The 10,240-nt window shown below is 65.5% G+C and carries 16 protein-coding genes and 1 pseudogene; all 17 read left to right on the forward strand.

Annotated elements, in window-relative coordinates; all coding sequences use genetic code 11:
* Positions 1-60 precede the first annotated feature (60 nt).
* A pseudogene (locus KPL59_RS00135) lies at positions 61-1,314 on the forward strand (phage portal protein); the annotation flags it as partial.
* Between the two features lie 40 nt (positions 1,315-1,354).
* Entirely contained in the window at positions 1,355-1,546 is a 192-nt protein-coding gene (locus tag KPL59_RS00140; protein WP_226359517.1) for a hypothetical protein, read from the forward strand.
* A gap of 475 nt (positions 1,547-2,021) precedes the next feature.
* The gene (locus KPL59_RS35335; RefSeq protein WP_255676110.1) at positions 2,022-2,156 is read left to right on the forward strand and encodes a hypothetical protein; all 135 of its coding nucleotides are present in this window, start codon (positions 2,022-2,024) and stop codon (positions 2,154-2,156) included.
* A gap of 33 nt (positions 2,157-2,189) precedes the next feature.
* Positions 2,190-2,492 carry a hypothetical protein gene (locus tag KPL59_RS00145; RefSeq protein WP_226351475.1) on the forward strand — a complete coding sequence of 101 codons (303 nt, stop codon included), beginning with the start codon at positions 2,190-2,192 and terminating at the stop codon, positions 2,490-2,492.
* Positions 2,493-2,524: 32 nt separating this feature from the next.
* A complete protein-coding gene (locus KPL59_RS00150) occupies positions 2,525-2,695 on the forward strand; it encodes a hypothetical protein (protein WP_226359518.1) in 171 nt (56 codons plus the stop codon).
* Positions 2,696-2,704: 9 nt separating this feature from the next.
* Positions 2,705-3,619 (forward strand): phage major capsid protein, encoded by a 915-nt coding sequence (locus KPL59_RS00155; RefSeq protein ID WP_226351477.1) that lies wholly within the window; start codon positions 2,705-2,707, stop codon positions 3,617-3,619.
* A 274-nt stretch (positions 3,620-3,893) separates the two neighbouring features.
* On the forward strand, positions 3,894-4,313 hold the full coding sequence (locus KPL59_RS00160; protein ID WP_226351478.1) for a Gp19/Gp15/Gp42 family protein: 420 nt from the start codon (positions 3,894-3,896) through the stop codon (positions 4,311-4,313).
* Between the two features lie 8 nt (positions 4,314-4,321).
* Positions 4,322-4,630 carry a hypothetical protein gene (locus tag KPL59_RS00165; protein WP_226351479.1) on the forward strand — a complete coding sequence of 103 codons (309 nt, stop codon included), beginning with the start codon at positions 4,322-4,324 and terminating at the stop codon, positions 4,628-4,630.
* A gap of 24 nt (positions 4,631-4,654) precedes the next feature.
* Positions 4,655-4,930 carry an HK97 gp10 family phage protein gene (locus KPL59_RS00170; protein WP_226359519.1) on the forward strand — a complete coding sequence of 92 codons (276 nt, stop codon included), beginning with the start codon at positions 4,655-4,657 and terminating at the stop codon, positions 4,928-4,930.
* On the forward strand, positions 4,927-5,331 hold the full coding sequence (locus KPL59_RS00175; RefSeq protein ID WP_226359520.1) for a hypothetical protein: 405 nt from the start codon (positions 4,927-4,929) through the stop codon (positions 5,329-5,331). Before KPL59_RS00170 ends, KPL59_RS00175 begins: the two co-directional genes overlap by 4 nt.
* On the forward strand, positions 5,324-6,082 hold the full coding sequence (locus KPL59_RS00180; protein ID WP_226351482.1) for a hypothetical protein: 759 nt from the start codon (positions 5,324-5,326) through the stop codon (positions 6,080-6,082). Before KPL59_RS00175 ends, KPL59_RS00180 begins: the two co-directional genes overlap by 8 nt.
* Complete coding sequence (locus KPL59_RS00185) at positions 6,082-6,381, forward strand: hypothetical protein (protein ID WP_226351483.1); 300 nt, start codon at positions 6,082-6,084, stop codon at positions 6,379-6,381. The genes KPL59_RS00180 and KPL59_RS00185 overlap by 1 nt, the downstream gene beginning before the upstream one ends.
* A gap of 116 nt (positions 6,382-6,497) precedes the next feature.
* Positions 6,498-6,836 carry a hypothetical protein gene (locus KPL59_RS00190; RefSeq protein ID WP_226359521.1) on the forward strand — a complete coding sequence of 113 codons (339 nt, stop codon included), beginning with the start codon at positions 6,498-6,500 and terminating at the stop codon, positions 6,834-6,836.
* Between the two features lie 6 nt (positions 6,837-6,842).
* Positions 6,843-7,613, forward strand: a complete 771-nt coding sequence (locus tag KPL59_RS00195) for a hypothetical protein (protein ID WP_226351485.1) — start codon at positions 6,843-6,845, stop codon at positions 7,611-7,613.
* 15 nt (positions 7,614-7,628) lie between these two features.
* Positions 7,629-7,916 carry a tape measure protein gene (locus KPL59_RS00200; RefSeq protein ID WP_226351487.1) on the forward strand — a complete coding sequence of 96 codons (288 nt, stop codon included), beginning with the start codon at positions 7,629-7,631 and terminating at the stop codon, positions 7,914-7,916.
* Between the two features lie 36 nt (positions 7,917-7,952).
* Positions 7,953-8,534 (forward strand): hypothetical protein, encoded by a 582-nt coding sequence (locus KPL59_RS00205; protein ID WP_226358481.1) that lies wholly within the window; start codon positions 7,953-7,955, stop codon positions 8,532-8,534.
* Between the two features lie 195 nt (positions 8,535-8,729).
* Positions 8,730-10,240 (forward strand): hypothetical protein (locus KPL59_RS00210; RefSeq protein WP_226359526.1); only part of this gene is annotated, 1,511 nt, incomplete at its 3' end.

Genomic DNA, 10,240 nt, shown 5'->3' on the forward strand with positions numbered 1-10,240 from the left:
ATCGAGCGGTTGCTCGCGACGGGCAGCAGCCTCTAGTGGAAGCGGCGGACGCGGGACCGCTATTATCGAGGCTCGCAGCGCCTGGCGATGTTGGGTCTTGCGACGCCGCCGGAAATGCAGTCGCTTCAGACGGTGGTGAACTGGTGCCGGACCACGGTGGACGCGTTAGCCGAACGACTCGATGTCAGCGGTTTCCGCACGGGTGATCCGGGCGCCGATGAGCTGCTGTGGTCGTGGTGGAAGCGCAACGACATGGTGGTTGCCTCCGATGCGGCGCACACGGAAGCTCTCGTGCAAGGCATCGCGTTTGTGGTCGTCGGCCGTGATCCGGACGAGCCGTCGGTGCCGCGTTATACGGTGGAGTCTTCCGAGGCGCTTACGGTGGAGTTCGACCAGTTCGGGCGTCACTTGCGGGCGGCTCTGCGCCGTTACATTGAGCCGGAGACCGGCGAGCTGTTCGTGACGTTGTATGGGCCGAACGTCACGAGAAGCTACCAGCAGCGTCATGCGCGCTGGCATCTCGTGGACGAGGACGAACACCGGTTGGGTGTCGTGCCGGTCGTGCCGGTGGTCAACAGGTCTCGGGTCACCGACTGGTTCGGTGAGACCGAGATGAAAGACGTGATGACCATCGTGGACGCGGTGTGTCGGACGGCGACTAATCTGTCGGCGGCGTCGGAGACACTGGCGGTGCCGTCGAGGTACGTGATCGGTGCATCGCGCGATGACTTCGTGGACGCGGAAACCGGCGAGCCGATCCCGGTGTGGGAGGGCTATCTCGGCCGGTTGAACGCGCTGAGCAACGCTGAGGCCCGCGTGGTGCAGCTCGACGGGGCAAGCCTTGAGAACTTCACGAAGACGATTGAGCTGTACGGCAAGGTCGTGTCGTCGTTGACGGGCCTACCGGTGCACTATCTGGGGATTTCGCCGAACGGGAATCCGAGTTCTGCCGATGCGATCCGCTCGGGCGAGTCGCGGCATGTCAAGCGTGCTGAACGTAAGCAGTCTGGGTTCGGCTCCGCGTGGTCGCAGGTCAGTGACATCGCGTTGCGGCTGGTCGCGGGTGCACAGTTACCGGTGTCGACGACGTGGTCGGATGCGTCGACGCCCACGGTGGCGGCGAAAGCTGATGCGGTCGTGAAGCTCGTGCAGTCGCGGATTCTGCCGGTGGAAGGCGCGTGGCTGGAACTCGGCTATGACGCGGACAAGCGGGCCTTGTACCGGTCGCTAATGTCGGGTGATCCGTTGCAGCAGGTACTTGAGTCGTTGGTGCCGCCACCGCGCGAGGAAGCTCCACGCGGTGCGGTTGAGTGAGTTCAAGCGGTCCCAGAACGTCGTCGCGGCTCGTGTGAGTGTGGCAGCAGCGTCGGTGTTGACGCCGCTGTTGGATGCGGAGCCGGTCGAGTCTGATGTCGTCGCGGTCGCGGGGGCGTTGGAGTCCACGGTGCTCGGCGCCCGTCGGGTGCTGGAGCACCTGGCGGACGAGTTCTACCAGAGTCAACGTGACGTTCACGTCGGCGCGCGGTCGCATGTCAGCTTACCGTAGCGGCGCTATGGCTCTTCGGCGCTCGCGTCGGGTCTCGCGCGTGTGGGTCTGCGGCCGGGGCACCGGTTCACGTCGTTGCCACACGCGGTAGCGACCGTGACTCGACACACACGTGCTGCGCCACGGTTGCGAGTCATGGACCTGACGCACACAGATCGGTCCGCGCTCGGGTTCGCGCGCACCAGCGGCGGCACGTCGTCGTGTGCGTTTTGCCTGATGTTGATCAGCCGTGGGCCCGTGTACCGGTCGGCTGTCAGCGCGGGAGCCATGACGAGTTTCCACAATCACTGTGATTGCGTCGTCGTACCGGTGTTCACAAAACATTCATTTCCAGGTCGCGCAGAGTTCATGCGCGCAGAGCAGCAGTGGATCGATTCCACACGAGGCACCACGGGTGCCTCAGCAGTGACCGCGTTCCGGCGCTCACTGGCTACCGACGGCTCCCGGCGAGCCGCATGAGGCCCCAGGAGGACCCATGACAGACACCGACACTGGCGCCACGGCCGAGCTCAAGTTCGAGGAACTTCCCGAGCACTGGCGTAAGGAGCTCCGCGCGGTGCGCGACGAGTGCGCCCGACGGCGAAGCTCCGAGAACGCGCTGACCGCGTAGAACCAGCAGCTCACCGAGCAGAACGCGCAGCACGTGGAGGCGCTGAACACGGCCCAACTGGAGCATCTGCGCTACCGGGCCACGGTGAACGCAGGCGTGCCGCTGGAGAACGTGGAGGACTTCGCGTCGAGACTGCGCGGCACCGATGCCGCCGAGATCACGGCCGACGCGGTGGAACTCGCACGGATGTTCACACAGACACGTCCGGCGCCGACTGGGTCCACCGCGCACGGTGTCGACCACTCGCAGGGTCGCGGTAACCGTCGCGATGCTGCACCACTTGATCCCGCGAACCAGCTCCGCGACTTGATTCAGGCGCAGCTAGGGCGGGACTGACCACTACACGAAGGACGAAGACTATGGCCCCGGTGAATGTCGCCTCTGGCGCGCCCATCGATCCCCGGTTCACCGACGACATCGCGCACGGTCAGGGACGCCTCGGGCGCCCGGACACGCCAGAGCATCTACTGCCGAAGGAGGTCTCGGGCGACATCTTCACCAAGGTCGCGGAGAACTCGTCGCTGCTGTCCCTGGGATAGCAGATCCCGGTGTCGATCCGAGAGAACGTGATCCGGCGGGCGTCGACGAATCCCGAGGCCGGTCAGGTCGGCGTCGGCACGAAGCTCGTCGAGCGTGAGGGTCACCTCAAGCCGCTGTCGGGTTTCGCCTACGGTGAGGAGCGTACGTTCTCGCCGGTGAAGTTCGCGACGATCGTGCCCGTGTCGGAGGAGTTCCTGCGGGCGAATCCGGACGGGCTCTACAGCGAGCTTGCGGGTAAGCTGTCCGGCGCGATCTCCCGCGCGGTGGAGCTCGCGGCGTTCCACAACCGTAACTCGCTGACCGGTGAGCCGATCCAGGGCACCGACGCCAACGGCTCCGTGATCGGCTCGATCCCCGACGACCATAAGCTGCAGGTCAACGCGACCGACAGTCTCGTGGAGCAGATTCTCACCGGCTACGACCTGATCGTGTCGGCGGAGCAGAAGAATTTCGACTTCACCGGCTTTGCCGCGCACCCGCAGTTCCGTGCGAAGCTCGCCACAGCACGCGACCGGCTCGGGAACCTGGCATATGCCACCGGGGTCGAGTCCAAGGGCCCGGTGAACCTGACCGCGCAGGTCGGAAGCTTCCTGGGCCTACCGGTGGCGTTCGGCAAGGCGGTCTCCGGTCGTATCGGGAACAACGCCGGTACCGACGTGAAGCTGATCGGCGGGGACTTCTCCCAGTTCGCCTACGGCTTCGCCGACGCGATCCGGATCAAGGTCTCGGACCAGGCGGTCGTGCGCGGAGTCTCGATGTGGGAGACGAACCAGGTCGCGGTGCTCGCCGAGTGCACCTTCGGCTGGTACGTCAACGACCCGACCGCATTCGTCGCGTGGGAACTCGCGACCAGCGGCGACAAGGCAAAGCCTGCTGCTGCCAGCGGCGGTCGTAAGCCCGCCAAGGACCCGGAGCAGGCCTAAACACCGGAGCTGATCGCGGTCCCGGTGGAGCCGACACCGGAACCAGCGGAGTCGACTCCTCCGGCACCGGAGCCGGGACCAGCTACCGGGTCGCCCGGGCCGGAGCCGACTCCACCGGGATCAGCTACGGACCCCGTGGAGTCGAACCCACCGGAGCCCGAGTCGGACCCGGTGACCGAATCCCCGGAACCAGCGGAGTCGACTCCACCGGAGTCGCGACCGGTACGACCCCCGGATTCCATCTGGGGCCATCGACCTGCGGGAGGCCGACGGAATGCACGCGACGGTCGCTGACGTCGAGACGCTGCTCATGCGGGAGCTCGCCGACACCGAGCGCGAGTTCGCCGCGCGCATGATCGCCATGACCGAAGCACGCTTGCGGGCGCGGATACCGGACCTCGACGACCGCGTGGCGCGTGAGGCCGGTTTCGCCGACCGAGTCAACTACGTGATCGCGAGTGTCGTCGCGCGGCGGATCAGTAATCCGACCGGCGGTACCAGCAGTTTCGAGGTCATCGGGCCGTTCTCGATCCGGGACCAGTCGTCGACGGGCTCCGGCGACTGGCTCACCGCAGACGAGTGGGCGCTGCTGGGGCTCGCGACCGGGGCGTTCACGATCCGGCCGGTGATCAGTGCAGCCGACGACGGTGTTCGCCGTGGCTCGAAACCTGACTGGTGGTGGGACTTCGCATGAGGCGCCGGGTGAAACTTCGTCGACCGGGTCCACCGGATGCGTTCGGCGACCGCGCGGAGGCCGCCGAGTTCTGGGACACGAGTCCGTGGGTGATCGGGATCGCGTCGAGCCATGACGACTCCGACGGCCGCCAGAACCGCACGAGCACTCGGATCGAGTGCTATGTGCCCGCACAGAGCACGGAGGCCCGTGCAGGCGATCAAGTCAACATCGACGGCAGCTGGTTCGACGTGGACGGTGTTCCGGCCCGTGCGGAGTCCCCGTTCACGTCACGACTCGGCGGTTACGTAGTGCAGCTAAAACGATACGAAGGGTGACAGGTCGTGCGTTATGAAGGTTCCGTGGACCTGTCGCAGGTGCTCAACAGCGACAGGCTCGAACGGGAGCTTGCTGCGGTCGCTCGGCGAATCGCGCGATCGGCGCAAGCCAGCGCACCGCGACGCACCGGGGCTCTCGCGGGCTCTGTAGACGTCTTCACCGAGCGCAACAGCGGCACCACGCGCGACCGCGTGGTCGCACACGTCACGGTGAGCGCGCCGTACGCGGCATCAGTCGAGTTCGGCACGAGCCGTATGCGCGGCTCGTTCTGGCTCCGGCGTACAGCGCAGTCGGCATGAGCGACATGGAGCCGTTCCCGGACATCGAACAGGTGCTCGTGACACTGTTCGCCGACATCGCGCCGACGGTGACCGAGGCACCGGAGGGATTCACACCGCCGATGGTGCGCGTGAGCCGGACCGGCGGCTCCGACGATGGCCTCACCGATTCTCCGATCGTGGAGACCACGTGCTACGGCGCCACGCGCGTGGAGTCATGGGCGCTCGACGGTCTCGTACGGCAGCGGGTACTCGCGTGTGCCGCGACCGTCGTCGACACGGTGTTGATCGACACCGCGTCGACCGTCACGCCCGCTCAGCAGCTCTCGGACCCACGGCTGGACATCCGCGCGGTGAGTTCCAGCTACCGATTCGGACTGCGCAGACGCAGTCCCTACATGGAGGACAGCTCACATGGCTGACACGGACCTTCTCACGCTCAAGCGTGCGAAGGCAGGCAACATTCGCAAGGTTCTCGACGCGGTGGTCGCGGTGGCGCCGATGAGCGCACCGGTGCCGGAGACGTTCACCGTGGCTGGCGCGCTGCAGGAGCTGCCGCCGGAGTACCGCACGATCGGCTGGGTGTCGAAGAAGGACGGCTACAAGTGGTCCCGTGACACCGACAGCAGCGACATCGAGTCCCACGGCTCGGTGGAGCCCACGCGCCGTGACATCACCAAGGACGTCACCGGGCTCGCGATGACCGCGCAGGAGACCTCGCGGCTGACGCTGGAGCTGTCGAACAACGTGGACCTGTCGGAGGCCCGACTTGTCGACGGGGAGCTGAGCTACACGCGTCAGGTCGCGCCGTCGACGCGTTACTGGCGCCTGATCGCGATCGGCATCGACGGCTCCGGGAGCGACGCGTTCTACGTGATCAACGTGCTGCCGCGCGCGACGATCTCCGAGTACGGCGAGCTGACCTGGTCGGATGAGGACGCGCTGACGTATCCACTGACGTGGTCTGCCACCGTGGACCAGGACCTCAAGTACAGCTTCCGGCAGGTGCTCGCGGGGCCCGGCTTTGAGTCGAGGGCCGCCGACATGGACTTCAGCGGAGACTCGCCGTCGCCGTCGCCGTCGCCTGAGCCTGCGCCGAAGCCGCCGCGAGGTGGCAACGGTTCCGGTTCCGGTTCCGATGATGACGCTGCCAAGCCCGGGCCGACGAAGTGATGAGCAGCAGGTCTGAGCGCAGGTCGTGGGACGCCTATGTCCGCGAGTCCCGCGAGAAGTACTCCGAGGTCGATCTCGGCGCTGAGGGCGTCGTGCGCGTGTATGTGCCGTCGTCGACGGCGATGGAGCGGTTGTCGACGCTGGACGCGAACGACCAGTGGTCCCAGATCGACGTGCTCTTCGGCGACGAGAACGGTGCGAAGCTGCGCCGGGTCGCCGGGGATGAGCCGATCACCGCGCTACAAGCTCTCGTCACCGACGTGATGCGCGATCTGGGTCTCGACGACATGGGAAACTGATCCGCTGCTGGGAGCTCATCGACCGCTACGGACCCGAGCTGGAATACGACCTGCACCATGAGCTGGGGCTCGATCTTCTGGACTGGTTCCGCGGCGAACACCGGTGGAGCAAACTCGTGCGGCTCAGCGCGCGGCTGCCGGAGCACGGCTCGTTCAAAGCCGCGATGCTCGATGACGACGAGTACGCCGAACGCATGGGCGTTCAGGGCGACGCCGGTGCTGATCGCGTGGCGCCGAGCTACCGGGGCTATGACCCGGTGCTTGCGCGGTTGACCGACATCGCGGACCTGTTGCTGTCGCTGCGCACGACGGTGGTCGCGGTGAACTCCGAGAGCGGTCGGGCGCCGTCGACCCGATTCATGCCGAGACCGGAGACCGCGTTCGACCGGCTTGAGCGGCGTCGGTCACGTCAACAGCTCGATGCGCTCTCAGCAGTGCTTACACCAGGAAGGTGAACGACAGTGGCGCTCACGACCGCCCAGGTCAGTGTCCGCGTGGTACCCGATGTGCGCGGCTTCCAACGTCAGGTCCGCCGTGATCTGACCGCTGCGAAGCTCCAGCCGGTGCGTGTACCCATGCGGGTCGCGACCGATCGCATGGTCGTCGGCATGCGTCGCGCGTTCGACAGCGTGCAGAGCCATGCGGCGCGTGCGTCCGTGCGCGTGGCGCAGGCGTTCGCAGCGCAGATGCCACGTGCGTCGGCAGCCGTAGCGCAGTTCGCGGCGGGCTTTCAACGCGTGGAGTCGACGGCGAACGGTGTCGCGGCGCGCATGCACCAGTTCGGTGCGACGACGCGCCGGGCACTCGACAGCACGTCGGCGCCGCTACGGAACTTCCACGCGGGCTTCCGTAGCGCCGATGGTGCCGCATCGGCGTTGACCGGTCGCATGGGCTCGTTGGGTGGGCTCAGTCGCCGCGCGTTCGAGGCCGCAGCGCAACCGTTGCGGAACTTCCATGCCGGGTTCACACAGCTCGGCGCGGCGTCATCGGCGTTCTCCGGGCGCATGGGCACACTCGGCGGTGTCAGTCGCCGCGCGATTGGCGGACTCGGCTCCACGTTCGCCCGCGTGGGAACCTCTATCCGTGCAACGGCCCAGTCGATTGGTGCATCGATCCAGAACGGCATCGACACTCCACTGCGAGGTGTCGCACGGAGGGCCGGTGGGCTCGCAGCCGCCGTGGGACTCGGAAGCCTCGGCTCCAGCGCACTACAGGCCGCACAGGACATCTAGAACACGCGGCTGACGCTGACGGGACTCTACGGGTCCGCGCAGGACGCCGGGGACATGATGGAGCGGTTGAAGCGGCTCTCGTCGAACTCACCGATCGAGTACCAGGCCTACGCGAAAGCGAGCCAGCAGCTCGCCTACATGGGCGTCAAGGGCCAGCAGGCCGAAGATGTCCTCCGCAATGTGGGCGCCTCGATCACGAATGCTGGCGGCGACTCGTCCGCGATGGAACGCGCCAACGACGCGCTGCTGCGGATGGTCAACTCCGGCCGCGTGTACGCCTCGGACCTTCAGCAGCTGTCCTAGACCGGCGTCCCGATCTATGCCTCGCTTGCCGAGCACATGGGCGTCACGACCGAACAGCTCAAGAAGATGGTCACCGAAGGCGTCGTGAAGATCGACGACGTGCTGACCACGATCGGCAGCGGAAGCAGTAAAGCATTCCAGATGACGATTGCTGGCTCCGAGAGCGCCAGTACATCGATGAAGAACCAGTGGAAGATCGCCACTGACAACGTGCGCATAACGCTCGGCGAGATGCTGGAGCCCATGACCGACCGGTGGGCGCCACAGATCGCACAGCTCGGCGCGAGAGTCAGTGACGGGCTCCGGCAAATCCCCGGCACGTTCCGGGAGATCAAGAGGACCGCTGACGACTGGGGTGTCACGGCTGCGATCGAGGACTTCCGGTCAGCGGTCGCGCGACTCGTCCAGGGCGCGCTTCCGGTGTTCCGGGGCATCATGGTAGGGCTCGGCGTCGCGTTTGGTGCCGCGATGGTCGCGTTACGGCCGCTCATGAACGTGCTGGGCGAGTTCGGCGACTGGCTCTCGGCGCACGAGTCGGTCGCGGCGGCTCTGGGTATCGCGATCGGCGCGGTGTCTGCGGCGTTCATCGGTCAGAAGATCGCGGTGGCATCCGTATAGGCTGCGCAGCTTGCGTTGACGCCGGTCGTGCAGGGTTCGAAAATTGCGTGGGACGGCGCCAAGAAGTCCGTGGAATTGTGCACGAATGCGTACGCAGCGTTCCGCAACGGGCTCGCGTGGACCGTTGCGAAGCAAATGCTGGTCAATACGTGGATGAAAATCTGCACGGTTACGTAGGCGGCGTTCAACGCGGTCATGGCGGCAAATCCGATTGCGCTCGTCGTGATCGCGCTGGCGGCGTTCGTCGCAGCCATCGTGTGGGCTTGGAACAATGTGGACTGGTTCCGCGAAGGCATTCTCAATTTGTGGGCGAAGCTGCAATCGGTGGGCGACTGGATATCCAGCGTATTCACTGTGGCCTGGACGGGCCTGGGAGATGCGATCTCGTGGACCTGGAACACGCTGATTAAACCAGTTCTCGACCTATTCCACGATATCGCCATCTTTGTCGGCCAGGCGATCATTGCGCTGGCGATCGGTCCGCTGGTACTTGCCTGGAAGGGTCTCGGCGTCGCGTTCCAGTGGTGCTACGACACGCTGATTAAGCCGACGTTCGAGGCTTTCGCCGAGATGGCTAGCTGGCTGAGCGAGAACGCGTTGAGACCCGCATGTAACGGCATCAAGTTGGCGTGGCAGCTCATGTGTACTCTGATCCAGTGGTGCTACGACACGATTGTGGCGCCTGTGTTTCGGGCGTTTGCCGCTGTCGGCAGCTGGCTGTGGAACAATGCCCTATCGCCGGTGTTCGACCTGATCAAAGCTGGCTGGCAGCGGATGTCGGACATGTTCACGTCGGTGTATGGCACGCATCTGCACCCGTTGTTTCAGGCGTTCGCGGACCGCGTCCGCTGGTTCAAAGACACATTCACGTTGTTGGTCGACGGCATCGTCGGCGTGTGGGATCGGTTGCGTGACGGCTTCAAAAAGCCTGTCGTGTGGGTGGTCGACACTGTGTACAACAAGGGCATCGGCGGCCTCTGGAACCAGGCGAAAGCGATTATCCCGTTACCGGACTTCAAGCCCGCGCCGACGTTTGCTGTCGGCGGTGCTGTCCGGGGGCCCGGCAGTGCGACCAGCGATTCCATCATTGCCCGGTTGTCCCACGGCGAGCACGTACTGACCGCGCGGGAAGTACGTGCTGCGGGCGGTCACGGAGCTGTTGCTCGATGGCGTGAACGGTTGCTGACCGGCGGATTACCGGCTTTCGCCACCGGTGGGCCGGTGACGTGGCAAGAACTGTCGGCGGCGATTAAGCAGGGAATCCCACGGGCCCGCATCACTGACACTATGCGGCCGGGCGCTGCCGACATGCACGGCAGAGGAAAAGCAATTGACATTGCAGGTCCACGGCCACTAGACATGCCGTTTATGCTGTCGGTCAACCGGTGGATCGCCAGCAATTATCCGAGCAGTTACGAGCTGATTCACACACAGCCAGGCGCGGTGAATCTGAAATCCGGTCGGCCCCACACGTATAATCCACAGACCCGCGCGGGTCACGTGAACCATGTGCATTGGGCCAACGCGGGCGGAGGTCTCGCCGACACGGTGTCGGGCTGGGTCGAGTCCGGCTACAACTGGATGCTCGACAAGGTCAGGGCCCTGTTCGACGCGGTGACGGGTCCACTGCGCAACAGTGTCAAGTCGCTGTTCGGCGGTGGAGAGCTGGCCGCATCTCATGGCGCGCGGCCAGGTCGACACGTTGT

This window comes from Pseudonocardia sp. ICBG1142 (genome assembly GCF_020496255.1).
GTDB lineage: Bacteria > Actinomycetota > Actinomycetes > Mycobacteriales > Pseudonocardiaceae > Pseudonocardia.